General features: G+C 62.7%; 20 protein-coding genes. 17 read left to right on the top strand and 3 right to left on the bottom strand.

What is annotated here, in order from left to right:
* Window positions 1-11: 11 nt before the first annotated feature.
* The 11 genes from rlmN to BGP85_RS24955 all read left to right on the top strand — a co-directional run bounded on the left by rlmN (window position 12) and on the right by BGP85_RS24955 (window position 11,525).
* The gene (gene rlmN, locus BGP85_RS25005; protein ID WP_054887568.1) at window positions 12-1,157 is read left to right on the top strand and encodes a 23S rRNA (adenine(2503)-C(2))-methyltransferase RlmN; all 1,146 of its coding nucleotides are present in this window, start codon (window positions 12-14) and stop codon (window positions 1,155-1,157) included.
* Window positions 1,158-1,170: 13 nt separating this feature from the next.
* A complete protein-coding gene (gene pilW, locus BGP85_RS25000) occupies window positions 1,171-1,932 on the top strand; it encodes a type IV pilus biogenesis/stability protein PilW (protein WP_103445620.1) in 762 nt (253 codons plus the stop codon).
* Window positions 1,929-2,945: a RodZ domain-containing protein gene (locus BGP85_RS24995; protein ID WP_103445619.1), complete on the top strand. Its 1,017-nt coding sequence runs from the start codon at window positions 1,929-1,931 to the stop codon at window positions 2,943-2,945. The genes pilW and BGP85_RS24995 overlap by 4 nt, the downstream gene beginning before the upstream one ends.
* 3 nt (window positions 2,946-2,948) lie before the next feature.
* Window positions 2,949-4,058: a flavodoxin-dependent (E)-4-hydroxy-3-methylbut-2-enyl-diphosphate synthase gene (ispG, locus tag BGP85_RS24990; protein ID WP_027920273.1), complete on the top strand. Its 1,110-nt coding sequence runs from the start codon at window positions 2,949-2,951 to the stop codon at window positions 4,056-4,058.
* Between the two features lie 24 nt (window positions 4,059-4,082).
* On the top strand, window positions 4,083-5,372 hold the full coding sequence (gene hisS / locus BGP85_RS24985; RefSeq protein WP_085673698.1) for a histidine--tRNA ligase: 1,290 nt from the start codon (window positions 4,083-4,085) through the stop codon (window positions 5,370-5,372).
* Window positions 5,373-5,411: 39 nt separating this feature from the next.
* Entirely contained in the window at window positions 5,412-6,050 is a 639-nt protein-coding gene (locus tag BGP85_RS24980; RefSeq protein WP_085673696.1) for a tetratricopeptide repeat protein, read from the top strand.
* Window positions 6,051-7,193 carry an outer membrane protein assembly factor BamB gene (bamB, locus tag BGP85_RS24975; protein ID WP_103445618.1) on the top strand — a complete coding sequence of 381 codons (1,143 nt, stop codon included), beginning with the start codon at window positions 6,051-6,053 and terminating at the stop codon, window positions 7,191-7,193.
* A 117-nt stretch (window positions 7,194-7,310) separates the two neighbouring features.
* A complete protein-coding gene (der, locus tag BGP85_RS24970) occupies window positions 7,311-8,774 on the top strand; it encodes a ribosome biogenesis GTPase Der (RefSeq protein WP_103445617.1) in 1,464 nt (487 codons plus the stop codon).
* A 149-nt stretch (window positions 8,775-8,923) separates the two neighbouring features.
* Window positions 8,924-10,072: a pyridoxal phosphate-dependent aminotransferase gene (locus tag BGP85_RS24965; protein ID WP_103445616.1), complete on the top strand. Its 1,149-nt coding sequence runs from the start codon at window positions 8,924-8,926 to the stop codon at window positions 10,070-10,072.
* On the top strand, window positions 10,060-10,851 hold the full coding sequence (locus tag BGP85_RS24960; RefSeq protein WP_103445615.1) for an amidohydrolase: 792 nt from the start codon (window positions 10,060-10,062) through the stop codon (window positions 10,849-10,851). The genes BGP85_RS24965 and BGP85_RS24960 overlap by 13 nt, the downstream gene beginning before the upstream one ends.
* A 113-nt stretch (window positions 10,852-10,964) precedes the next feature.
* Window positions 10,965-11,525 carry a hypothetical protein gene (locus BGP85_RS24955; RefSeq protein ID WP_103445614.1) on the top strand — a complete coding sequence of 187 codons (561 nt, stop codon included), beginning with the start codon at window positions 10,965-10,967 and terminating at the stop codon, window positions 11,523-11,525.
* 67 nt (window positions 11,526-11,592) lie between these two features.
* On the opposite strand, the gene BGP85_RS24950 is transcribed toward BGP85_RS24955, so the two are convergent.
* Window positions 11,593-14,145, bottom strand: coding sequence for a PepSY domain-containing protein (locus BGP85_RS24950; RefSeq protein ID WP_103445613.1), 2,553 nt, complete (start codon window positions 14,143-14,145; stop codon window positions 11,593-11,595).
* Window positions 14,146-14,407: 262 nt separating this feature from the next.
* Here BGP85_RS24950 and BGP85_RS28785 point away from each other — a divergent pair, with 262 nt between their 5' ends.
* A complete protein-coding gene (locus BGP85_RS28785; protein ID WP_146049004.1) occupies window positions 14,408-14,701 on the top strand; it encodes a hypothetical protein in 294 nt (97 codons plus the stop codon).
* A 49-nt stretch (window positions 14,702-14,750) separates the two neighbouring features.
* Here BGP85_RS28785 and BGP85_RS24940 read toward each other — a convergent pair whose 3' ends face one another.
* Window positions 14,751-17,060: a TonB-dependent receptor gene (locus tag BGP85_RS24940; RefSeq protein WP_103445611.1), complete on the bottom strand. Its 2,310-nt coding sequence runs from the start codon at window positions 17,058-17,060 to the stop codon at window positions 14,751-14,753.
* Window positions 17,061-17,281: 221 nt separating this feature from the next.
* Here BGP85_RS24940 and BGP85_RS24935 point away from each other — a divergent pair, with 221 nt between their 5' ends.
* Both BGP85_RS24935 and BGP85_RS24930 read left to right on the top strand, forming a co-directional pair.
* Window positions 17,282-17,962, top strand: coding sequence for a Fe2+-dependent dioxygenase (locus BGP85_RS24935; protein ID WP_103445610.1), 681 nt, complete (start codon window positions 17,282-17,284; stop codon window positions 17,960-17,962).
* 3 nt (window positions 17,963-17,965) lie between these two features.
* Window positions 17,966-18,715: a tetratricopeptide repeat protein gene (locus BGP85_RS24930; protein WP_103445609.1), complete on the top strand. Its 750-nt coding sequence runs from the start codon at window positions 17,966-17,968 to the stop codon at window positions 18,713-18,715.
* A gap of 126 nt (window positions 18,716-18,841) precedes the next feature.
* Here the strand turns inward: BGP85_RS24930 and BGP85_RS24925 are convergent, their stop codons facing one another.
* Window positions 18,842-20,005: a type III PLP-dependent enzyme gene (locus BGP85_RS24925; RefSeq protein WP_025337787.1), complete on the bottom strand. Its 1,164-nt coding sequence runs from the start codon at window positions 20,003-20,005 to the stop codon at window positions 18,842-18,844.
* Between the two features lie 505 nt (window positions 20,006-20,510).
* Here BGP85_RS24925 and BGP85_RS24920 point away from each other — a divergent pair.
* From BGP85_RS24920 to BGP85_RS24910, 3 genes are all read left to right on the top strand, one after another.
* Window positions 20,511-20,999 (top strand): RNA polymerase sigma factor, encoded by a 489-nt coding sequence (locus BGP85_RS24920; RefSeq protein ID WP_103445608.1) that lies wholly within the window; start codon window positions 20,511-20,513, stop codon window positions 20,997-20,999.
* Between the two features lie 17 nt (window positions 21,000-21,016).
* Window positions 21,017-21,979, top strand: coding sequence for a FecR family protein (locus BGP85_RS24915; protein ID WP_103445607.1), 963 nt, complete (start codon window positions 21,017-21,019; stop codon window positions 21,977-21,979).
* Between the two features lie 106 nt (window positions 21,980-22,085).
* The gene (locus BGP85_RS24910) at window positions 22,086-24,512 is read left to right on the top strand and encodes a TonB-dependent siderophore receptor (RefSeq protein ID WP_103445606.1); all 2,427 of its coding nucleotides are present in this window, start codon (window positions 22,086-22,088) and stop codon (window positions 24,510-24,512) included.
* The last annotated feature ends 65 nt before the right edge of the window (window positions 24,513-24,577 follow it).

Below are 24,577 nucleotides of genomic sequence, written 5' to 3'. Positions count from 1 at the left end.
AGGGTGAATCCATGACGACATCTACTGGCAAAATCAACCTGTTGGGGCTGACCCAGCCGGAAATGGAAAAGTTCTTCGACTCGATAGGGGAGAAGCGCTTCCGTGCCGGTCAGGTGATGAAATGGATTCACCATTTTGGCGTGTCCGACTTTGCGGCCATGACCAACGTTGGCAAGGTCTTGCGCGAAAAGCTCGAGGCCGTTGCCGAGATTCGCCCCCCGGAAGTGGTCAGTGAAGACATTTCCGCCGACGGCACCCGCAAGTGGGTGATCCGCGTTGCCTCCGGCAGCTGCGTCGAGACCGTCTACATCCCCACCGACGACCGCGGTACCCTCTGCGTTTCGTCGCAAGCCGGCTGCGCCCTGGACTGTAGTTTCTGCTCCACCGGCAAGCAAGGCTTCAACAGCAACCTCACTGCCGCCGAAGTAATCGGCCAGGTGTGGCTTGCGAACAAATCCTTCGGGACCGTCCCGGCCAAGATCGACCGCGCGATTACCAATGTGGTCATGATGGGCATGGGCGAGCCCCTGCTGAACTTCGACAACGTCATCGCCGCCATGCACATCATGATGGATGACCTGGGCTATGGCATTTCCAAGCGCCGCGTCACCCTGTCCACCTCGGGCGTGGTGCCGATGATCGACGAACTGGCCAAGCACATCGACGTGTCCCTGGCGCTGTCGCTGCATGCGCCGAACGATGAACTGCGCAACCAGCTGGTACCGATCAACAAGAAGTACCCTCTGAAGATGCTGCTGGAATCGTGCATGGGCTACATGTCGACCCTGGGCGGCAAGCGCGTGCTGACCATCGAGTACACCCTGCTCAAGGACGTCAACGACCAGCCTGAGCATGCGGCACAGATGATCGAGCTGCTGCGCGACGTACCGTGCAAGATCAACCTGATCCCGTTCAACCCGTTCCCGCATTCGGGCTACGAGCGGCCGAGCAACAACGCGATCCGCCGCTTCCAGGACCTGCTGCACCACGGTGGTTTCAACGTCACCACCCGCACCACCCGTGGCGACGACATCGACGCCGCCTGTGGTCAGCTGGTCGGCCAGGTCAACGACCGTACCCGCCGCAGCGAGCGCTACATCGCGGTACGCCAGCTGTCCGCTGACGCCGAGCTGCAAGACAGCGCCGTGCGTCACTGAGTCCGGCCTTGCCATGAGCCTGCGCGCCGCGCTGTCGATCCTTGCGCTTTCGCTGCTGGCCGGCTGCGTGTCGGGCGGCGCGAGCGATCCCCTGGCCAGCCGCCAGGGGCGGACGGAGGCAGGGCGAGCCTATTCGCAGCTTGGCCTGGGTTATTTGCAACAAGGTTTGACCCAGCAGGCCAAGGCCCCCTTGGGCAAGGCCCTCGCGCTCGATGCCGGGGATGCCGATGCTCACGCGGCCCTGGCCCTGGTGTTCCAGGCCGAAGACGAGCCAGCCCTTGCCCAGGCGCACTTCGAAAAAGCGCTTGCAGCCCGCCCGGGTGACACGCGAATTCGCAACAACTACGGCAGTTTCCTATATGCTCAGCAACGTTTTGCCGAAGCCGAGCAGATGTTTCGCCTGGCCAGTGCCGATACCCTGTATCCTGAACGTTCGCGGGTGTACGAGAACCTTGGCCTGACGGCCCTGGAGCTCGACGATCGCGACCAGGCACACGCGTATCTGACCAAGGCCCTGCAACTCAATCGACGCCAGCCCAGAGCGTTGCTGGAAATGGCTGAGTTGTCCTACGAAAACAGGCATTATGTGCCGGCCCGGGATTACTACGATCGTTTCAGCCAGTTGAGCGATCACAGCGCCCGTAGCCTTCTGCTGGGCAGCCGCCTTGCCCGGGTATTCGACGAGCAGGGCACCCTGGCCGATGTGGGCCAGCAATTACAACGACTTTATCCCGGTACGCCGGAATATCAGCAATACCTGTCGGAGCAACGATGAAAGCCGCGCATCCCGAAGTAGCAGCAGCGACTGGCCAGAACCCCGGTGACCTGTTGCGCCAGGCCCGCGAGAAACGGGAGTGGTCGCAAGCCGAGGTGGCTCGCAAGCTCAATCTCACCGTAAGTTCGCTGAACCACGTGGAAACCGGCGCCTTCGACAAGCTGCCTGGGCATACCTTCGCCCGTGGTTACATCCGCGCCTATGCCAAATTGATGGACATGGACCAGGCACCACTGGTCGAGGCTTTCGACCGGTACACCGGCACCCACGCCAAGGGCAGTGAAGTGCATTCCCTGGGTCGTATCGAAGAGCCGGTGCGCCTGTCGCACAACATCATGCGCGGTGTCACCCTGTTGCTGCTGGTCGCGGTGGTCGGCGGCAGCTTCATCTGGTGGCAGGACCAGGGCAGCCTGAAAGGCAAGGACCTGGCCAAGATGGCGCTGGAGCACGTGGAAGTCGAAAGTGCCGACGGCACCACCCAGATTCACCCGCTGGACGAGCCTGAAGACCAGGCCGTGTCGGCGGGACAGCAGCCTGAGAGCGCACCGCTGCCACTGGAACCGGCCTCGGTCGAAGCCGCAGCCGAAACCACCAGCGAAGCCGCACCGTCTGCGCCTGCACCGGCTCCAGCGCCTGCTACTGCGCCGGTTCAGCAGGCACCGGCCCATGCTGTCACACCAGCCCCGGCTCCGGTAGCGCCGGCCGCGCCAGTTGCCAGCGTGCCGGCCGTCGCCGCCGCCGAGCCTGCCGCCCCTGCGGCCGTGCCGGCTGGTAGCGCCAAGGTTGCAATCCAGTTCACCGCCGATTGCTGGACCCAAGTGTCCGATGGCAACGGCAAGGTGCTGTTCAGCGCCATCAAGCGCAAGGGGGACAACCTCGAGCTGACCGGCAAGCCGCCGTTCGCGGTTCGCCTGGGCTTTGCCCGTGGCGCCCAGGTCAGCTACAACGGCCAGGCCGTCGATGTTGCCCCGTTCACCAGTGGCGAGACCGCTCGCCTGAAGTTGGGACAGTAAGTCATGCACGGCGAATCTCCGATCAAACGTCGCGAATCCCGCAAAATCTGGGTCGGCAATGTGCCGGTGGGTGGTGATGCGCCCATCGCGGTGCAGAGCATGACCAACACCGATACCAACGATGTCATGGCCACCGTGGCGCAGATCCAGCGCCTGGTTGATGCCGGTGTCGACATCGTCCGCGTCTCGGTGCCGGACATGGACGCCGCCGAGGCGTTCGGCAAGATCAAGCAGCTGGTCAGCGTGCCGCTGGTTGCCGATATCCATTTCGACTACAAGATCGCCCTGCGCGTGGCCGAGCTTGGCGTCGATTGCCTGCGCATCAACCCGGGCAACATCGGCCGTGAAGACCGTGTGCGCGCGGTGGTCGATGCAGCCCGCGACCGTGGTATCCCGATCCGCATCGGCGTCAACGCCGGTTCCCTGGAAAAGGACCTGCAGAAGAAGTACGGCGAGCCGACCCCGGCCGCGCTGGTCGAATCGGCCCTGCGTCACGTCGAGCACCTCGACCGCCTGGACTTCCAGGACTTCAAGGTCAGCGTCAAGGCCTCCGACGTGTTCATGGCCGTCGAAGCCTACCGCCTGTTGGCCAAGCAGATCATCCAGCCGCTGCACTTAGGGATCACCGAAGCTGGTGGCCTGCGCTCGGGGACGGTGAAATCCGCCGTCGGCCTCGGTATGCTGCTGGCCGAAGGCATCGGCGATACCATCCGTATCTCGCTGGCGGCCGACCCGGTCGAGGAAGTGAAGGTCGGCTACGACATCCTCAAATCGCTGCACCTGCGTTCGCGTGGCATCAACTTCATCGCCTGCCCGAGCTGCTCGCGGCAGAACTTCGATGTGGTCAAGACCATGAACGAGCTGGAAGGCCGCCTGGAAGACCTGCTGGTGCCGCTGGACGTGGCGGTGATCGGTTGTGTGGTCAACGGGCCTGGCGAAGCCAAGGAGTCCCATGTGGGGCTGACCGGTGGTACGCCGAACCTGGTCTACATCGACGGCAAGCCGGCGCAGAAGCTGACCAATGACAACCTGGTCGATGAGCTGGAGAAGCTCATCCGCCAGAAAGCGGCCGAAAAGGTCGAAGCTGACGCGGCGCTGATCGCCCGCAGCTGACACATAGATTCGTAAGGACTTTTCGTGAGCAAATCGCTGCAAGCCATCCGTGGCATGAACGACATCCTGCCAGAGCAGTCACCACTCTGGCGCTACTTCGAAGGCACAGTCGCCGGCCTGCTGGACACCTACGGGTACAGCCAGATCCGCACGCCGATCGTCGAGTTCACCGAGCTGTTCAAGCGCTCCATCGGTGAAGTGACCGACATCGTCGAAAAAGAGATGTACACCTTCGAGGACCGCAACGGCGATTCGCTCACCCTGCGCCCTGAAGGCACTGCCGCCTGCGTGCGCGCCGTGCTGGAGCATGGCATCACCGGCAACGGCCAGGTGCAGAAACTCTGGTACATCGGCCAGATGTTCCGCCACGAGCGCCCACAGAAGGGCCGCTATCGCCAGTTCCACCAGATCGGCGTGGAAGTGTTCAACCTGGACGGTCCGGACATCGACGCCGAGCTGATCATGCTGACCTGGCGCCTGTGGGGCCTGCTGGGCATCCAGGACGCAGTCAAGCTCGAACTCAACAGCCTGGGCACCAGTGAAGCCCGTGCCCGCTACCGTGATGCGCTGGTCGAGTTCCTCTCGGCGCGCCTGGAGCAGCTCGACGAAGACAGCCAGCGCCGCCTCAAGAGCAACCCGCTGCGCATCCTCGACAGCAAGGACCAGGGCACCCAGGCGGTGCTGGTCGGCGCGCCGAAGCTGGAAGACTACCTGGACGAAGATTCCCGCGTGCACTTCGAGGGCCTTAAGGCACGCCTCGACGCCGCTGGCATCCCGTTCGTGATCAACACCAAGCTGGTTCGCGGTCTGGACTACTACAGCAAGACCGTGTTCGAGTGGGTCACCGACAAACTCGGCGCCCAGGGCACCGTCTGCGCCGGTGGCCGTTACGACGGCCTGGTCGAGCAGATGGGCGGCAAGCCGACCACTGGCGTTGGTTTCGCCATGGGCATCGAGCGCCTGATCCTGCTGCTGGAAACCCTCGGCAAGGTCCCCGAGTCGATCAACCGCACCATCGACGTCTACCTGTGCGCCTTCGGCGAGCAGGCGGAACTGGCCGGCCTGCGCCTGTCCGAAGGCTTGCGCGATCGCCTGCCGGGCCTGCGCCTGGCGGTCAACGCCGGTGGTGGCAGCTTCAAGAGTCAGTTCAAGAAAGCCGACAAGAGCGGCGCGCTGTTCGCCCTGATCCTCGGCGACGACGAACTGGCCAAGCAAGAAATCGGCTTGAAGCCCCTGCGTGGTCAGGGCGAACAACAGAACATTGCCTGGGATGCTCTGGCTGAGCACCTGGAAACCGCGATCGCTCAGGCGTAACGCGGTTCAACAAGCGAATAGGCGAAAAGGAGTATTGGGGTGTCGAGTACCGATGATGAACTGGCAGGGGTCAAGGACTGGTGGAACCGCAACGGCAAGCCGCTGCTGACCGGTGCCCTGCTGGCTGGCGTGGTGGTGTTGGGCTGGAATACCTGGCACAAGTACCAGAACAACCAGTCGCAAGGTGCCTCGCAGCTGTATCAGGCCCTGCTTGAGACCAGCCTGACGCCGAATGGCCAGCCAGACGCGACCAAGGTCGCGGAGTTGGCCGGCAAGCTCAAGAGCGAGTTCGGCGGTACGGCGTACGCCCAGTACGGCAGCCTGTTCGTGGCCAAGGTCGCGGTCGAGAGCGGCAAGCTCGACGACGCCGCTGCCGAGCTGAAGAGCGTGCTGGACAAGCCGGCCGACGTCACCCTGGGCGAAATCTCGCGCCAGCGCCTGGCGCGCGTGCTCGCCGCTCAGAACAAGGCCGAAGAGGCCCTCAAACTGCTCGACGGCGATGCTGACAAGGCTTTCCTGGCCAGCCGCGAAGAACTGAAGGGTGACCTGCTGGTGCAGCTGGGTCGCGGCGACGATGCCCACAGTGCCTACGAAAAAGCCAAGGCCGCGCTATCTGATGAAGCAGCGGTCGGTGGCCTGCAACTGAAGCTGGATGACCTGGCCAAAGGGGACGCGTAAGTGATCGGTTGGAAACAAGCAGCAGTGCTGACCCTGGCCGTGCTGGCCGCAGGTTGCAGCAGCAACAGCAAGAAGGAACTGCCACCGGCCGAGCTGACCAAGTTCACCGAAGAAGTGGTGCTGAAGAAGCAGTGGAGCCGTTCGATCGGTGACGGCCAGGGTGAAACCTACAACACCCTGGTTCCGGCGATCGAGAACGACCGTATCTACGCCTCCGACGTCAACGGCGAAGTCTTCGCCCTCGACCGCATCACCGGTGACGTGGTGTGGAAGAAAGACCTCGAGCTGCCGGTGTCCGGCGCTGTCGGCGTGGGCTACGGCCTGGTGATGCTCGGCACCCTCAAGGGTGAAGTGGTCGCCCTGGACTCCAGCACCGGTGAAGAGCGTTGGCGCTCGCGCGTGACCAGTGAAGTGCTGGCGCCGCCTGCCAACAACGGTGACGTGGTGGTGGTGCAGACCCAGGACGACCGCCTGATCGGCCTCGACGCCAGTACCGGCAACCGCCGCTGGATCTACGAAAACACCCCGGCCGTGCTGACCCTGCGTGGCACCGGCGCGCCAATTGCCACCAACCGCCTGGCCGTCGCCGGCCTGTCCACCGGCAAGGTGGTGGCGGTGGATATCAACAACGGCGTGCCGGTGTGGGAGAGCCGCGTGGCCATCCCGCAGGGCCGTTCCGAGCTGGACCGCGTGGTCGACATCGACGGCGGCCTGCTGCTGTCTGGTGGTACCCTGTACGTCAGCACCTACCAGGGCCGCGTAGCGGGCCTGGACCTGGAAAGCGGCCGCGTGCTGTGGCAGCGCGATGCCTCCAGCTACGTGGGCGTCGCCCAGGGCTACGGCAACGTCTATGTCAGCGAAGCTACCGGTACCGTTGAAAGTGTCGACGAGCGCTCTTCCAGCGCGCTGTGGACCAACGATTCGATGGCCCGCCGTCAGCTGACCGCGCCTGAAGTGTTCTCCAGCTACGTGGCTGTGGGGGACTTTGAGGGTTACCTGCACCTGCTGAGCCAGGTCGATGGCCGCTTCGTCGGCCGTGAGCGTATCGACAGCGATGGCCTGCGCGCCCGCCCACTTGTGGTCGGCGACACCATCTACGTCTTCGGCAACAGCGGCAAGCTCGAGGCACTGACCATCCGCTGAAGCTATGCTTGAAGCCTTGGCGGGCTTCAGGCCGCGGCGTAGGACACGCCGCCCGAACTCCGGCCGCTGCCTTGCAGCGGCCTTTGCATTTTCAAGAATTCAAGAGTGGAGAGCCGCATGGTTCCCGTAATCGCCCTGGTGGGCCGCCCGAACGTCGGCAAATCCACCATGTTCAACCGCCTGACCAAGACCCGCGATGCCATCGTCGGTGACTTGTCGGGCCTGACCCGTGACCGTCAATACGGTGATGCCACCTGGCAGGGTCGTTCCTTCATCCTCATCGACACCGGCGGTATCACCGGTGACGAAGTGGGCATGGACGAGAAGATGGCCGAGCAGTCGCTCATGGCCATCGAAGAAGCCGACTACGTACTGTTCCTGGTCGACGCCCGCGCCGGTATGACCGCCGCAGACCAGATGATTGCCGAGCACCTGCGCAAGCGCAACAAGTCGGCCATCCTGGTGGCCAACAAGATCGACAACATCGACGCCGACGTCGCCCGCGCCGAGTTCTCGCCGCTGGGCATGGGCAACGCCATTCCGGTGGCCGGTTCCCAAGGCCGTGGCATCAACGCGCTGATGGAAAGCGTACTCGGCCATATTCCTCGTGACGCCGAGGAAGAAGCTCTGGACCAAGAAGTCGCCGAAGGCGAGGAAGCGGTTCGCATCCCCGGCCCGAGCGAGAAAGATGGCATCAAGATCGCCATCATCGGCCGCCCGAACGTGGGCAAGTCGACCCTGGTAAACCGCATGCTCGGCGAAGAGCGTGTGGTGGTATACGACCAGCCGGGCACCACCCGCGACAGTATCTACATCCCGTTCGAGCGTGATGGCGAGAAGTACACCTTCATCGACACCGCCGGCGTGCGCAAGCGCGGTAAGATCCACGAGGAAGTCGAAAAGTTCTCGGTGGTGAAGACGCTGCAGGCGATCAAGGACGCCAACGTGGTGATCTTCGTCATGGATGCCCGCGAAGGTGTGGTCGACCATGACCTCAACCTGCTGGGCTTCGCCCTGGAAGCCGGCCGCGCCATCGTCATCGCCCTGAACAAGTGGGATGGCATGGAGTCGGGCGAGCGCGACTACGTGAAGACCGAGCTGGAGCGCCGGCTGTTCTTCGTCGACTTCGCCGACATCCACTTCATCTCTGCCCTGCACGGCACTGGCGTTGGCCACCTGTACAAGTCGGTACAGGCTGCGTTCAAGTCGGCGGTCACCCGCTGGCCGACCAGCCGCCTGACGCAGATCCTCGAAGATGCCGTGAGCGAGCACCAGCCGCCGCTGGTCAACGGTCGCCGCATCAAGCTGCGCTATGCCCACCTGGGTGGTGCCAACCCGCCGCTGATCGTGATTCACGGCAACCAGACCGAGAAGATTCCGAAGTCCTACTCGCGTTACCTGGAAAACACCTACCGCCGCGTGCTGAAGCTGGTCGGTACGCCGATCCGTATCGAGTACAAGGGCGGTGAGAACCCGTACGAGGGCAAGAAGAACACCCTCACCGATCGCCAGGTCAACAAGAAGCGCCGCCTGATGTCGCACCACAAGAAGGCCGAGAAGAAGCGCCGCGACAAGCGCTGATTCCGCGTCTGCTTCTTCGCGGGCTTGCCCGCGAAGAAGCCCTTTGATCCAAAGCAATCCCCCTATTGTTTCAACCTTTTTCCTGACCGCTCGATCCGCTATGCTCGGACTCCACCCCGTGCCGGATACACCCCAGGAAAGAGGGCTCCATGATCCGCAGCAAACTGCCGAATGTCGGCACGACCATCTTCACCACCATGTCCCAGCTCGCCGTGCAGACCGGCGCGCTCAACCTGTCCCAGGGTTTCCCCGACTTCAACGGCCCGCAGGCGCTGCTCGATGCAGTCGGCCGGCACGTGGCCGCCGGGCACAACCAGTACTCGCCGATGACCGGCCTGCCGGCCCTGCGTCAGCAAGTGGCGGCCAAGGTTGCGCGGTTGTATGGCGCCCAGGTGGATGCCGATCAGGAAGTGACCATCACCCCGGGTGCCACCGAGGCGATCTTCTGCGCCATCCAGGCGGTTGTACAGGCGGGTGACGAGGTGATCGTCTTCGACCCCTGCTACGACAGCTACGAGCCCTCCGTGGAACTGGCAGGCGGGCGCTGTGTGCATGTGCAGCTGAGCGACGGCGACTTCCGCATCGACTGGCAGAAGTTCAGCGACGCCCTGAGCCCGCGCACGCGCATGGTCATCCTCAACTCGCCGCATAACCCCAGCGGTGCGCTGATCACCCGCGAAGACCTTGACCAATTGGCCCGGCTGATCGCCGACCGCGATATCTACGTGGTCAGCGATGAAGTCTATGAGCACCTGGTCTACGACGGCGTGCGTCACGCCAGCGTGCTGGCCCACGCGCATTTGTACTCGCGCGCCTTCGTGGTCAGCTCGTTCGGCAAGACTTACCACGTCACCGGCTGGAAGACCGGCTACGTGATTGCCCCGCCAGCGCTGAGCGCCGAGCTGCGCAAGGTGCACCAGTACGTCAACTTCTGCGGGGTGACGCCGTTGCAGTGCGCGCTGGCCGACTTCATGGCCGAGCACCCGGAGCATATCGATGAATTGCCGGCCTTCTACCAAGCCAAGCGCGACCTGTTCTGCGGCTTGCTGGAAGGTTCGCGATTCAGCTTTACCCCTACGGCGGGCACTTATTTCCAGCTGGTGGACTATTCGCAGATCCGCCCGGACCTGAATGATGTCGACATGTCGCTGTGGCTGACCCGTGAGCACGGCGTAGCGACCATTCCGGTGTCGGTGTTCTACCAGCAACCCATTCCCGAGCAACGCCTGGTACGCCTGTGCTTTGCCAAACGAGAGGAGACGCTGCGTCAGGCAGCGGAAAAACTATGCGCGATCTGAGCACACTGCCGAACCTGAAAGTCGCCCTGGTGCAAACCACCCTGGCCTGGCATGACCGCGAGGCCAACTATGCGCACTTCGAGGTGTTGCTGGAGCAGGTGGGCGAAGTGGACCTGGTGATTTTGCCGGAAATGTTCACCACCGGTTTTTCCATGCAGTCGGAAAGCCTGTGCGAGCCTGAGAACGGCCCGACCTACAAATGGCTGAAGGCCCAGGCGAAGAAGTACAATGCGGTGATCACCGGTAGCGTGATTATCCAGGCCGCCGATGGCAGCCACCGCAACCGCCTGCTGTGGGCACGCCCGGATGGCGAGATTTTGCACTACGACAAACGCCACCTGTTCCGCATGGCCGGTGAGCACAAGCACTACACCCCCGGCGAGCGCCAGGTGCAGTTCGAGATCAAGGGCTGGCGGGTTCGCCCGCTGATCTGTTACGACCTGCGCTTCCCGGTGTGGAGCCGCGATGCCCAGGACACGGACCTGTTGCTGTATACCGCCAACTGGCCGGCTGCGCGCCGCCAGCACTGGAACCGCCTGTTGCCGGCGCGAGGTATCGAGAACCTGTGCTATGTGGCGGCTGTTAACCGGGTGGGTACCGACGGCAAGGGCTTTGCCTATTCCGGCGACAGCCAGGTGCTGGACTTCCAGGGCGAGAGCCTGCTCAGTGCCGGGGAGGCCGATGGGGTGTTCACCGCCGTGTTGAACGCGGCTGAGCTGGCAGCGTACCGGGCCAAGTTTCCAGCTAACTTGGATGCGGACATTTTTGAATTACATTAACTACCAGATACATTGAGCCTTCCAAGCGGTGCTGGAAGGCCTTCACGCTGCATTGAGAATTTGTTGTCGAGGATGATGTTGTATCAATCACAGCATCTACCAAGGACTTAACAATGTTCAGAACAGATTTCTCCGCACAACTCTATTGCACCACAGAAGGCTATTCGGGCTACGTCGGTGTCTGTGACCGAGGTGCTGCGCCCTGGAGCACGGAACGAGATGGTTGGCTGGTCATCCGCGACCGCTTCAAGGATAACTCAAAGGACGCTCGTTTGTTGTTCCTCTTCGAAGCAGACTATGGTACTCGGGTCTACTATCGCATCAGGGGGGCCGATGATGGCCAAGGGGGGGACCTCGCAGAGGGAAAACTCGGATATAGCCTCAACGGCTATGTTGGCTTTTACGGCATTTCTACAGCAAATAAAATACTCGATCATGTGTCGCCGCTTTACGCGGCGTTCGCGACGCAAGCGACCGTCAAGCACTGGAAGCTTGAAGCAATTACCGAATGGGAAAGGTACAGCCGAAGTCTTGACGGCGTCCAACTTCATTTGCGCGACGATCAAGGACGACGGGTTGCTGCATACCAAGACCCTTTGAACGGGCTTGAATACTTGAATGTCGAGAGTGGCAAAATTCTTACATTCGAATTGCATCACATCAAAATATACTAACAGTCCTATCGATTCCGCTGCGCAGTAAAGGAATGGTTTTCTGCGCAGCGGACGACAGGAGCAAGTGTCAGTACACATCCCGCCGATACCGACCGTCCTCGATCAACTGCTGGACGACCGCGCCTCCAAGCATGGCATTGAGCGCCGCATCCACCCCCGCAGCCATCCCTTGCAGGCTGCCACAAACATACACGCAAGCCCCGTCAGCTACCCAGCGCTTGAACTCCTCAGCCTGCTGCAGCAACACGTCCTGCACATACACCTTCTCCGGCTGATCCCGCGAGAACGCCAGGTCCAGGCGTGCCAGTTCGCCCCTTGCCAGCCAGCCTTGTAGCTCATCGCCACACAGCAGGTCGTGCGCGCGGTTCCGCTCGCCGAACAGCAGCCAGTTACGTTGTTCGCCAGCATTCACCCGCGCCCGGATCAGGCTGCGCAGGCCGGCCAGGCCAGTGCCGTTGCCGATCAGTATCATTGGTGTGGTGCTCTGCGGCAGGTGAAAGCCACTGTTGCGCCGCAGGCGCAGGCTCAACGTACCGTTCAACGGCAGGTATTCGGTCAGCCACCCGGAACCCAGGCCCAGCATGCCATCGGCGTGGCGTTCCTGGCGCACGATCAGTTCCAGCACGCCATCGCTGGCAATCGAGGCAATGGAGTATTGGCGGGTGCCGATCGGCACCAATGCATCGACCAGCGCTTGCGGCTGCAAGCCGATCAGGTGATCGCGACGGATCGGCAGCTGGCGGCCGGCCAGCGCCTGGGCAAGGGTTTCGTTCAGGCCATTCACCTGTACCTGGGCAGCGGCGTCCAGTGCCATGCCTTTGAGGAACGCGTCGATCCTTGGCTGCCCATTGAGCGGTAGGATCTCCACCAAGTCGCCGGCCTCCCAGCTGGACGGCTCTTGCGGCTGCAGGCCCAGCAGATACACCGGCTGGCCCTGGCTGCCACGGTTGAGCAGTTGGCGGCTTACCAGCGACCAATTGCCGAAGCTGGACGGCTGCCAGGCGGCCACCGGCTGGGCACCGGTCAGTTGCGCCAGTTCCTGCTGCCACTGCTGCAGGGCCACCTGGTCGGCGTTGTCCACCTCTACCGGGCTGAACGCGCTGCTGGCACCGCGCTCGCCCAGCCATGCCTGCAGGCGACGGGCGAAGCCGCAGAAGTGCGGGTACTGGCGGTCGCCGAGGGCGAGCAGGGCGTAGTTGAGGTTGTTCAGCGCCCACGGCTGGCCGAGCACCTTGCGCTCGAAGCCTCGGGCGCTGTCGGGCGCTTCGCCGTCGCCGAAGGTGCTGACCACGAACAGCGCACGGCGGGCCTGGCGCAGGTCGTCTTCACCCAGCTTGGCCAGCGCGCGTACCTGCACCGGCAGGCCGGCGGCCTGCAGCTGGCCGGCGCTCTGCCAGGCCAATTGCTCGGCAAAGCCGCTCTGGCTGGCAAAGCCGATCAGCCAGCTGTCGCCGCTGGCACCGTTGCTGGCAACGTTATCGCGGGCGGCACGCACCTGGCGCTTCTTGCGGCGGCGGTCGAGGTACAACAGCCAGCCAGTAACGAAGAACAGCGGCATGGTCAGGCTGGCGATGGTGACGATGATGCGCCCCGGCAGGCCAAAGTACTCGCCAACATGCAGGGCGTAGACGCTCTGCAGCAACTGGGCCTTGAAGGACTTGTCGGTGTAGCGGTCGTGGCTTTTCACCTGGCCGGTGGCCGGGTCCAGCACCAGGGTATTGAAGGCGCGTGGGTGGTCGGCGTTTTCCAGCAGGTAGAACAGGTTGGCCGGCTGGCCACCAACCGGTGGCAGGCGCAGGTTATAGGTGGCAAGGCCAGGGCCGGCAGCGTCCTTGAGGTTGGCCCAGATGGCGTCATAGTCGACCACCAGCGGCGGGGCGTCCTTGTCGAATTTCTGCGGCCCGTGGCGGCCACGGCCTTCGCCGCGCTTTTGTTGCTGGCCAGCGGCTGGCGCGTCGGCCAACAGCTTGTTCAGGCCTTCGCGGTACCACTCGTAGGACCAGAACAGCCCGGTCAGGGCAAACAGCAGATAGAAAAGCAGGCACCATGTGCCGGCGACGGCGTGCAGGTCCCAGTTGAAGGCGCGGCCTTTCTTGGCCCAGTCGAAGGTCAGCCAGGTGCGCCAGTCCAGCGCCTTGCGCGGCCAGCGCAGGTACAGACCGGACAGGCAGAAGAACACCAGCATCAGGGTGCAGGCACCAGTGACCTGCCGGCCGGTATCACCCATGGCCAGAAAACGGTGCAGGGTGAGCATGAGGTTGAAGAAGTCTTGCCCGGCCACTTCGCCCTTGAGTTCACCAGTGTACGGGTCGGCGTAATGCAGTTGGCCACGGCGCTCGCCGGGTGACGGGGTGAAGAAGATCCGCGCGGCGTTGCCTTCGCGCACATCCACCCACAGCATCGACACCTTTTCGCCTTGCTCGGCCTCGACCCGGCGAACCAATTCGGCGGGTGGCAGTACACCCTCGGCGCGCACTTCGACCTTGAGAACATCGGCGTTGAACGCGCGCAGCAGCTCCTCCTGGAACGAGTACAGCGCACCGGTGATGCCCATCAAGGCCAGCACCAGGCCTGCGGTAATGCCAAAGAACCAGTGCAGCTGAAACAGCGTTTTTTTCATGTCGTGCGGACCTTGGAAACGGTTCGGCGTGTGATTGGCCGGGTGATGCGGAGCACAGTGAACACCGACTTATCCATTCGGGTACAAACCAATGTCACATATGTTAACAAGGAGCTTTACCGCTCAGCTTTTTATTACCGGCCAGAATTCTGACCAACGCGTGGGTGTAACACTTTCATCGACGCCAGCGCAAAGTGGCTGGTTAACGGCTGTCGACGGCAGTGATCAAAGCCTGCCAGTGGATTTCAGGTTTACATTCATCTTGAGTGAATCCAGAACGCGCCTGCATTACCTGATTTCCAGCGTCACGCGGGCGGGTGGCTACCGAGGGACGCTGCTCAACCTGAGCCTGAATGGTTATGCCGGGCTGTACCGAATAGATGCCGAAGAGACAGCCTGGAAAGTCGAGCCGCTCAATGCGTGGAACGACGAGGCCGATCTGCGCTTTCACCTGCGCTCACTCAGTGGAGAACGCCTGGGTAGAACGGCTGATGGCTTGCTCAACACCTCTCTTGGCGAGGCCGCCGTATTCAAGGCAAAGGTCATCGCCTACTGACAGAAGACAAAAAAACCCTGGGCCTGGGCTCAGGGGTTTGTACCCACGATCAGAAATGTACGCTAGTGGTCAGCAGCGCCGTGCGCCCGGCCGCCTGGTTGGCGAAGTGGGTGGAGAAGGCCTTGTCGTAGTAGACCTCGTTGGTCAGGTTCTGCACGTTAAGTTGCAGGTCGACGTTCTTGGTCAGCTTGTAGGCGGCCATAGCGTCGTAGCGCACGTAGCTGTCGACCATGGTGGTGTTGGCCACGCTGCCGTACACATCATCCACGTAGAACGCGCCGCCACCGACAGTCAGCTTTGGCGTGATCGAGTAGGTGGTCCACAGGCTGGCGCTGTTGTTCGGCGTGTTCGGCAGCTGGTTGCCGTCGTTGGCCTTGCCCAGCGGGCCGCCGTCGATCTGGCGCGCTTCCATGTAGGTGTAGCCGGCGAATACCTGCCACTTGTCGGTGATCTTGCCGCTGGCCGACAGTTCGATGCCCTGCACCCGAGTTTCGCCGACGTTTTCGTAGGTGGTGGTGTCCACCTGGACGCGGGCGTTTTCTTTCTCGGTGCGGAAGAGCGCGGCGGCCAGGGACAGGCGCTCGTTGAGCAGGTCCCACTTGGTGCCGATTTCGTAGTTGGTGGTTTCTTCCGGCTCCATGTCGCTGCTCAGCAGGTTGCCGCTGCGATCGGTGGTGTTGCCCAGCGGGTTGCCTTCAGTGCCTTCACCGAGCATCGCACCGGGTGGGGTGGCGGAGGTGGCGTAGGACACGTAGATGCTGCCGTTGTCGGCCGGTTTCCACACCAGGCCCAGCTGGCCGGTGACGAACTCACTGGTATCCTTGCCCTTGGAGACGATGCCCTTGGTACTTACCGCAGTGCTGCCGTTGGCGTTGTAGCCACGGTACTGGGTATCGAAGTGGTCGTAACGCAGGCCCATGTTCAGCAGCCACTGTGGCGACAGCTCCAGGGTATCGAACACGTAGATGGCCCGGGTGTTGCTCTTGGTGTTGGTGCCGGCGTAGTTGCGCGAGATTGCACCGTTCCACGGGTCATCCGGGTTCGGGTTGCTCAGCGAGGTGCAGTTGTAGCCGCTGGTGGCGCCGATCATGCCTGGGGTGCAGTTGGTGTTGGCTGCGCCACCGGCAACGGTGTCGGTGTCGACGTTGTAGCTTTCGCGATCGCTTTCTTCGCGGCTCAATTCGATACCGGTGGAGAAGCTGTTCTTCATGCCACCCAGGTAGAACTCGCCGAACAGGTCGGTCTGGTTGGTGGTGGTGGAAGTATTGCCCACACGTGTGTTGGCGCGGCGCCAGACGCTGCCATTGTTGACGTTGCCCTTGCTGTCGTCAGGCTGGGTCAGGATGTAGTCCTGCATGCTGTTGCCATGACGGAAGGTGTTCTTGATGGTCAGCGCATCGGTCAGGTCGTGTTCGATGGCGAAGGTGGCGATGTCGACGCGGCTCTTGCGGAAATCGCGGTCGTTCAGGCCATAGAAGTTGCTGCTGTCGCCACCGTCGTCCGGCTTGCTCGGGTGTGCCGAAGTACGCGCGCCGCTGCCTGCGGTCGGGATGCTGTACGGAATGCCCGAATCCGGCAGGTCGTCGCTCTCCAGGTGGTAATAGTCGAGGTTGACGCGGGTCGCGGTACCCAGGCCGAAGGCCAGGGATGGGGCGATACCCCAGCGGTCGTAGTTGACACTGTCACGGCCGGCGACGTTGCTTTCGTGGGTCATCAGGTTCAGGCGCCCGGCAACGGTGTCGCTGAACTGGTAGTTGCCATCGAAGGTGTAGCGCTGGGTCTGGTCGCTGCCCCAGGTCCAGGCGCCATCGAGCGAGTTGCCCAAGTGTGCACGCTTGCTCACCAGGTTGATGGTGCCGCCGGCGGCGCCACGGCCCCCGATGGCCGAGTTAGGGCCCTTGGCTACTTCGACCGACTCGATGGCGAAGATTTCGCGGGTCTGGGCGCCGGTGTCGCGCACGCCGTCCAGGTAGGTATCGCCTTGGGCGTCGAAACCACGGATGAACGGGCGATCGCCTTGCGGGTTGCCGCCTTCGCCGGCACCGAAAGTGATGCCGGGTACGGTGCGCAGGGCGTCCTGCAGGGTCAGGGCGTTGGTGTCCTTGATCACTTGCTGCGGGATCACGGTGACCGAGCGCGGGGTGTCCACCAACGGTGCGGTGTACTTCTGCGAGGAGGCCGTTTCGACCTTGTAATCGGTACTGGCCTGCTCAGCCTTGCCATTGACGCTGGTGGCGTCGAGGGTGATGGCATTGCTGGCAGCCGGGTCGGCGGCGTAGGCGCCCGAAGCGCTCAAGGCGACCCCGATGGCCGAGACGATCAGGCGTGGTGGACTCACTGCAGATGGTACGTGACGCATTGTTATTGGCCTTCCCCAAGGTGTGAAGGCCGCGGATGTTAATGTAAGGGATTGTAAGGCACAATTGAGACTCGTTACCATTCGCTAAGAATTTACAATCTTTACATATTCTCTTTACGATTTATGGACGCTGAATCGTCTAAGGCACAGCCAGGGCTTGTGCAGCGTAAAAGGGAATCAATATCATTGAGCCCTTTACAAATCTTAACGGTGCCGCCGCCATGCTGCTTCATATCCCAGGCTTGTTCGACGCCGATGAACTCGCCCGTATCCGCGAGGCGCTGGAGCAGACCGACTGGGCCGACGGTAAGGTCACGGCCGGCTACCAGTCGGCCAAGGCCAAGCACAATCTGCAGCTGCCAGAAGGGCACCCGCTGGGCAAGGAGATTGGTGGCGCACTGATCGAGCGCTTGTGGCAGACACCGCGTTTCATGTCGGCGGCGCTGCCGCACAAGGTGTTCCCGCCACTGATCAACTGCTACCGCGAGGGTGGCAACTTCGGTTTCCACATCGACAACGCCCTGCGCCAGCCCAAGGGCAGCCCGGAGCGGGTGCGCACCGACCTGTCCTCGACCCTGTTCCTCAGCGACCCGGACAGCTACGATGGCGGCGAGCTGGTGATCCAGGACACCTACGGCCTGCAGCAGGTGAAGCTGGCGGCCGGCGACCTGGTGCTGTACCCCGGCACCAGCCTGCACAAGGTCAACCCGGTGACCCGTGGCGTGCGCTACGCGGCGTTCTTCTGGACCCAGAGCCTGGTGCGCGAGGACAGCCAGCGGGCTTTGCTGTTCGAGATGGACAATGCCATCCAGCAGCTCACCGCCGATGTGCCGGACCACCCGTCATTGCTGCAACTGACCGGCACCTACCATAACCTGCTGCGCCGTTGGGCCGAGGTCTGAGCTATGTCCTATCAGTTGCGTCGTGAAGAAGTGGTGGATGCTGCCGGTCTGCAGGCCATGCTCGAACACAGCCCCGGCCAGGCGGCCCAGGCGATCCTGGCGGCGGCGGGGGAGGGCTTGGTCGAGGCGCAGTTGCTGCTTGGGCAGATCCTGCTCGATGGCCGTGGCATCGAGCAGGACGCCGGTGTCGCTCGGCGCTGGTTCGGCATTGCCGCGCAGGGCGGCAGTGCCATGGCGCACAACATGCTCGGTCGTTGCCTGGAGCATGGCTGGGGGGGCGAGGTGAATCTGGCGCAGTCGGCCATTCACTATGCGCGGGCGGCCGATGCCGGGCTGGATTGGGGGCTGTACAACCTCGGCAATCTGCTGGCTACCGGGCGAGGCCTGCCGGCCAACCAGGCCCAGGCGCTGAGCTGTTACGAGAAGGCGGCGCAGATGGGGCATGCCAAGTCGATGAACCTGTATGGGCGCTACCTGGAGCATGGTATTGCTACGGCGCCGAGCCCGGTGCGGGCGGTGCGCTGGTATCGGCGCTCGGCCGAGGCAGGGGATTTTCGCGGGATGTTCAGCCTGGCAATGGTGCTGATCGAGCGGGGTGAGGTGGCCGAGGCCGGGACCTGGCTGGAGCGGGCGCGAGTCGAGGGGAATGAGAACTTCCTGCGCAGTGCCGTGGTGACCTTGCAGGGGGCAGGGCCTGTGTTGATGGCGTTTGCCGGGCGTTATGCCGAGGAACTGGAGCGACGCGGGGCTTGATGTCGCCTGTACCGGCCCTTTCGCGGGCACAGCGCCAGCTTTTAATGGGGCGCGGTCTCTGTGGGAGCGGGTTTACCCGCGAATAGGCCCACACATGAAAACGGGGCCTTTCGGCCCCGTTGCGCATTACAGGTAGTAAGCTTTCAGCGGCGGGAAGCCGTTGAACTCCACTGCGCTGTAGCTGGTGGTGTAGGCACCGGTCGACAGCCAGTACAGACGGTCACCGATGGCCAGGTTCAGCGGCAGGCCGTACTTGTAGTTTTCGTACATGATGTCGGCGCTGTCGCAGGTCGGGCCGGCGATGACCACTTCTTCGGCTTCGCCTTTCTTCTCGGTCCAGATCGGGAACTTGATGGCTTCGTCCATGGTTTCGATCAGGCCGGAGAACTTGCCCACGTCGGTGTAGATCCAGCGCTCGACGGCGGTGCGCGACTTGCGTGCGACCAGCACCACTTCGCTGACCAGGATACCGGCGTTGGCGATCAGCGAACGGCCTGGCTCGAGGATGATTTCCGGCAGGTCGTCACCGAAGTCTTCCTTCAGGAAGCGAATGATCTCTTCGGCGTAAGTCTCGAGGCTGTTGGTACGGGTGATGTAGTTGGCCGGGAAGCCGCCACCCATGTTGATCAGCTTCAGCTCGATGCCGTCCTCTTCCTTCAGGCGCTCGAAGATCACCTTGACCTTGGCGATGGCCGCGTCCCACACGCTGATGTCGCGCTGTTGCGAACCGACGTGGAAGGAGATGCCGTAAGGCACCAGGCCCAGGTCGCGGGCGAGGATCAGCAGGTCCATGGCCATGTCGGTCTGACAGCCGAACTTGCGCGACAGTGGCCAGTCGGCCGTGGTCGAGCCTTCGGTGAGGATGCGCACGTACACCTTCGAGCCTGGCGCGGCCTTGGCGATGTTGCGCAGGTCGGCTTCCGAGTCGGTGGCGTACAGGCGCACGCCCTTCTCGTAGAAGTAGCGGATGTCCTTGGACTTCTTGATGGTGTTGCCGTAGCTGATGCGGTCGGCGCTGACACCACGGCCCAGGACCTTGTCCAGCTCGTAGATCGAGGCGATGTCGAAGCTCGAACCTTTCTCTTTGAGCAGGTCGATGATCTCGACGGCCGGGTTGGCCTTGACCGCGTAGTACACCTTGGCGAATTCGAAACCAGCACGCAGGTCGTCATAGGCCTGGCTGATCATCTGGGTGTCGATGAGTACGAACGGGGTTTCCTGCTTGTCGGCGAACGCCTTCATTTTCTGGAAGGTGTCACGCGCGAAATAGTCTTCGACCTGGATCGACATGCTCAGGGACTCCATGGGCAAACTGAAAGATTAAGTGGCTGCAAACTGAACGTCCTCCGTATCCCCACTTTGGTTCGCCTACTCAGTACTTGAGCCGGATGGATCGTTTCCAGCATGGACGTTCGGCGCGCACTTTAGGGCGTGAAGAATGCAGAATCAACAGGCAATCCGGGCGCGATCGTCGTGGAACGACGCCCTACCCGTTGAATAACCGACTCGCATGACCACCTGATGTTCCCCGGGGTGTTTCAAGCGTAAAAAATTGTGGAATGGAGCGTTTTGACCCCTGTACAGGCAAGCCCCTTTTTACAGGCTTCAAGCGATTCCTGTGGGAGCGGCCGTGCCCGCGAAAAGGCTTCAGGTGTTCATATTTATGGCCACATTCTCTGGTACTCACGTACATGAAATAAGTCATAAATTTTTTGTTACCGATTGGCGGATTTGCTGGTTTTGATGAGAAGCATTACTATTCGCACCCTCATCCGCCTCCCTGACGACCCCGACCGTGTCCGGACACAAAGGCTTCCTTGACCACTACCATGAGCTGATCGGCACCTGGACGCGCAAATTGCGCAGTCGTCAGCAGGCCGAGGACCTCACCCATGATGCCTTTGTCCGGGTACTGGAAAACCCGCTCGAGCAGGTCGAGCAGCCACGCGCCTACCTGCACCAGACCGCCCGCAACATCGCCGTGGACGGGTTTCGCCGCGAAGACCGGCGCCAGGCGCTGGAGCTGGAGGCCTTCGATGAAGGCAGCAGCGCCAGCGACGACCCGGAGGCCTACATGCATGCCCTGGAGCTGGCCGACAGCGTCGAGCGCGCACTGGCCCAGTTGCCGCTTAACTGCCGCCGGGTGTTCATCTGGCAGAAGCTTGAAGGCCTGAGTCAGGCCGAGATCGCCGAGCGCATGGGTTTGACCAAGAACATGGTCGAAAAGTATATGATTCGCACGCTCCGACATCTGCGTGAGCACCTGGATGTGTCAGCACGATGAGTCAGGAGACCTTTCCCATGAAACAGCCCGGTTCCGAGACCGTCCGTGAGCAGGCGGCCGCATGGTTCGTGCGCATGCAGGACTCGCCGCGCGATGCCGCGCTGCACAAGCAGCTACGTGCCTGGCTGGCCGCGGATCCCAGACACCGCGCCGAGTACGATGCCTTGGCCACGGTCTGGAGCGCGGCCGAGCTGATCCCGCGCCAGCGCCTCGAAGCGCTGTGCGAGCCGGACCCGGTACGCCAGCTGCCGCAACGGCGCCTGTTGCGCCAGGCGCTGGCGGCGAGTGTGGCGGTGGTGGCGTTGGGGCTGGGCTGGATGGGCTGGCACTACCAACAGCTCAACTACCAGGATCAGCTGCAGACGGCCTTTGGCGAGCGCCGCCAAGTAGAGCTGCCCGATGGTTCGCACCTCGCACTCAACGGCGCCACCCAGTTGCGTGTCGATTTCAGCCCAGGCCGTCGGCACATCCAGTTGAACGCAGGTGAGGCGATGTTCATCGTCGCCCATGACAGCAGCCGCCCGTTCGTGGTCGATACCGCCCAGGGCAGCGTGACCGTGACCGGCACCCGTTTCGATGTGCGTCTGGACCCGGCCGCGACCCGCGTTGCGGTCGAGCAGGGCTCGGTGCGTGTGCAGGGCAGTGACACCTCGCTGGCGCAACTGAACGCTGGCCAAGGTTCCTGGATCGATGCCCGTGGCCAGGTCGCGGCGCCTTATGCGGTCAATGCCGCCTCGCTGACCGCCTGGCGCCAGGGCAAGTTGGTGTTCGACAACGCTACCCTCGCCGAGGTGGTGGCCGAAGTGTCGCGCTACCGTGCCCAACCACTGCGCGTGGCACCTGGCAAGGTTGCCCAGTTGCGCCTCTCCAGCACCTTCAGCACCGATGACACGGACGCGCTGCTGCGCGCCTTGCCGAGCATCCTGCCGGTGGCGATCAAGGCCCATGAAGACGGATCACGCGAAATAATCGCGAAATAGATTCAGGTTTTTTTCCGCCCGTTCGTCTTCCTCGCCAGCTGCAACTGCCAAGCATTTCCATTCGCATGCGGTTGGCGTTTATTCCTCTTCAGGATATTTCGACGACGTGAACAACAAACCCTATCCACGCCTGAGCGCTCTGGCGCTGGCCCTGGCGCTCAGCACCGCGGCCATCAATGCTCAAGCCGAGCAGGCAAGCAGCACGATCCTGATCCCGGCGCAGCCTTTGGCCTCGGCATTGAGCCAGTTGGGCCAGCAGACCAACCTGCAGCTGTTCTTCAGCCCCGAGCTGGTGGCTGGCAAGCAGGCCCCGGCCGTGTCCGGCAACCTGGCGCCCGAGCAGGCGCTGCAGCAACTGCTGCAGGGCAGCGGGCTGACCTATGAGATGTCCGAAGACACGGTGGTGGTGAAACCGGCCCAGGCTGCCGGCACGCTCACCACCGGCAGCCTGGAGCTGGCGCCCACCGACGTGAAGGTGGTCGGTGACTGGCTGGGCGATGCCGACCAGGCCGTGGTGCAGAACCACCCAGGTGCGCGCACCGTGGTCCGTCGCGAGGCGATGGTGGAGAAGGGCGCGATGAACGTGCGCGATGTGCTGCGTGGCATCCCTGGCGTGCAGGTACAGGACAGCAACGGCACCGGTGGCAGTGACCTGTCGCTGAACGTTGGCGTGCGTGGCCTGACCTCGCGCCTGTCGCCACGCTCGACCGTGCTGATCGACGGCATTCCGGCGGCCTTTGCGCCCTATGGCCAGCCGCAGCTGTCGATGGCACCGATCTCCTCGGGCAACCTCGACAGCATCGACGTGGTACGCGGCGCAGGCTCGGTGCGCTATGGCCCGCAGAACGTCGGCGGGGTGATCAACTTCGTTACCCGGGCGATTCCAAAAAAGGCGTCGGCTGAGCTGTCCACCACGTTGGAAACCTCTCAGCATGGCGGTTGGAAGCACACCGAGTCGGCGTTCGCCGGCGGTACCGCCGACAATGGCATGGGCGTGGCGTTGCTCTATACCGGTGTGAACGGCAACGGTTACCGTGAAAGCAACAACGGCAACGACATCGACGATGTCATCCTCAAGACCCACTGGGCGCCGACCGATGTCGACGAGTTCTGGCTCAACTTTCACTACTACGATGGTCGTGCCGACATGCCCGGTGGCCTGACCCAGGCCCAGTACGACAGCAACCCGTACCAGTCGCTGCGCGATTACGACTACTTCGCCGGCCGGCGCAAGGACGTGTCGCTCAAGTGGCAGCACCAGCTCGACGACGCCACCCAGTTCGAAGTGCTGACCTATTACACCGACAGCTTCCGTGGCAGCGCCATCGCCGCGCGCGATATGAAGACCCTGTCGTCGTACCCGCGCAATTACCACACCTTCGCCATCGAGCCACGGGTGTCGCGGATCTTCTTCGCAGGCCCTACCACCCAGGAAGTCAGCGTCGGTTATCGCTACCTGAAAGAAGCCATGCGCGAACAGTCGACGCGCCTGGCGTTGATCGACAACGTGCCGACGCCCACCCCGACGTCGGACGGCCACGTGTTCCAGGACCGCAGCGGTGGCACTGAAGCTAGCGCCTACTACATCGATGACAAGATCGATGTCGGCAACTGGACCATCACCCCGGGCATCCGTTTCGAGCACATCAATACCGACTGGCGGGATCGCCCGGTGCTGGATGCCAACAACCGCCCGGTGCCGGAGAAGAACCGCAGCATCACCAGCAACGAGCCGCTGCCGGCGCTGAGCGTGATGTACCACATCTCCGATGCCTGGAAGGTGTTCGCCAACTACGAGACCTCGTTCGGCAGCCTGCAGTACTTCCAGCTGGGCCAGGGCGGCACTGGCAACAGCGCGGCCAACGGCCTGGAACCGGAAAAAGCCAAGACCTACGAGCTCGGTACCCGTTATGACAACGGCGGCTTCGCCGGTGAGCTGACCGCGTTCTACATCGACTTCGACGACGAGCTGCAGTACATCAGCAACGACGTGGGCTGGACCAACCTCGGCGCGACCAAGCACCAAGGTATCGAGGCTTCGGTGCGCTATGACCTGGCCGGGTTGGACCCGCGCCTGGACGGCCTGTCGGTGAGCGGTGGCTACACCTATACCCGCGCGACGTATGAAGGGGATATTCCGGGCTTCAAGGGCCGTGACCTGCCGTTCTATTCACGCCAAGTGGCCACGGCCGGGCTGCGCTATGCGATCAACCGCTGGACCTGGAATCTGGATGCCTATGCCCAGTCCAAGCAGCGTGCGCCGGGAACCGGGATCAATGCCGATGGCAGCTTCACGGGTGACTACATCACCGAGCCGAGTGCCGATGGGCAGTATGGCGATATTCCGGGGTATGTGACCTGGCATGCCCGTGGTGGGTACGATTTCGGGCCGCAGATGTCCAACCTGAAGCTGGCGGCGGGGGTGAAGAACCTGTTCGACAAGCAGTACTTCACGCGTTCGAGTGACAACAATGCCGGCATCTATGTGGGTGAGCCGCGGACCTTCTATGTGCAGGCCAGTGTAGGGTTCTGATACCGCGTCGCCTGCTTCGCGGGACAAGCCCGCTCCTACAGGTACAGCGATAATCTCAAGGATCG

The organism is Pseudomonas putida (genome assembly GCF_002906855.1).
Taxonomy (GTDB): Bacteria; Pseudomonadota; Gammaproteobacteria; order Pseudomonadales; family Pseudomonadaceae; genus Aquipseudomonas; species Aquipseudomonas putida_N.
This window is presented reverse-complemented; position numbering and strand designations above follow the sequence as displayed.

Coding starts and splice junctions, on each gene's coding strand:
- rlmN (WP_054887568.1), top strand. CDS start 12: ATGACGACATCTACTGGCAAAATCAACCTGTTGGGGCTGACCCAGCCG.
- pilW (WP_103445620.1), top strand. CDS start 1,171: ATGAGCCTGCGCGCCGCGCTGTCGATCCTTGCGCTTTCGCTGCTGGCC.
- BGP85_RS24995 (WP_103445619.1), top strand. CDS start 1,929: ATGAAAGCCGCGCATCCCGAAGTAGCAGCAGCGACTGGCCAGAACCCC.
- ispG (WP_027920273.1), top strand. CDS start 2,949: ATGCACGGCGAATCTCCGATCAAACGTCGCGAATCCCGCAAAATCTGG.
- der (WP_103445617.1), top strand. CDS start 7,311: ATGGTTCCCGTAATCGCCCTGGTGGGCCGCCCGAACGTCGGCAAATCC.
- BGP85_RS24965 (WP_103445616.1), top strand. CDS start 8,924: ATGATCCGCAGCAAACTGCCGAATGTCGGCACGACCATCTTCACCACC.
- BGP85_RS24960 (WP_103445615.1), top strand. CDS start 10,060: ATGCGCGATCTGAGCACACTGCCGAACCTGAAAGTCGCCCTGGTGCAA.
- BGP85_RS24955 (WP_103445614.1), top strand. CDS start 10,965: ATGTTCAGAACAGATTTCTCCGCACAACTCTATTGCACCACAGAAGGC.
- BGP85_RS24950 (WP_103445613.1), bottom strand. CDS start 14,145: ATGAAAAAAACGCTGTTTCAGCTGCACTGGTTCTTTGGCATTACCGCA.
- BGP85_RS24940 (WP_103445611.1), bottom strand. CDS start 17,060: ATGCGTCACGTACCATCTGCAGTGAGTCCACCACGCCTGATCGTCTCG.
- BGP85_RS24935 (WP_103445610.1), top strand. CDS start 17,282: ATGCTGCTTCATATCCCAGGCTTGTTCGACGCCGATGAACTCGCCCGT.
- BGP85_RS24930 (WP_103445609.1), top strand. CDS start 17,966: ATGTCCTATCAGTTGCGTCGTGAAGAAGTGGTGGATGCTGCCGGTCTG.
- BGP85_RS24925 (WP_025337787.1), bottom strand. CDS start 20,005: ATGTCGATCCAGGTCGAAGACTATTTCGCGCGTGACACCTTCCAGAAA.
- BGP85_RS24915 (WP_103445607.1), top strand. CDS start 21,017: ATGAAACAGCCCGGTTCCGAGACCGTCCGTGAGCAGGCGGCCGCATGG.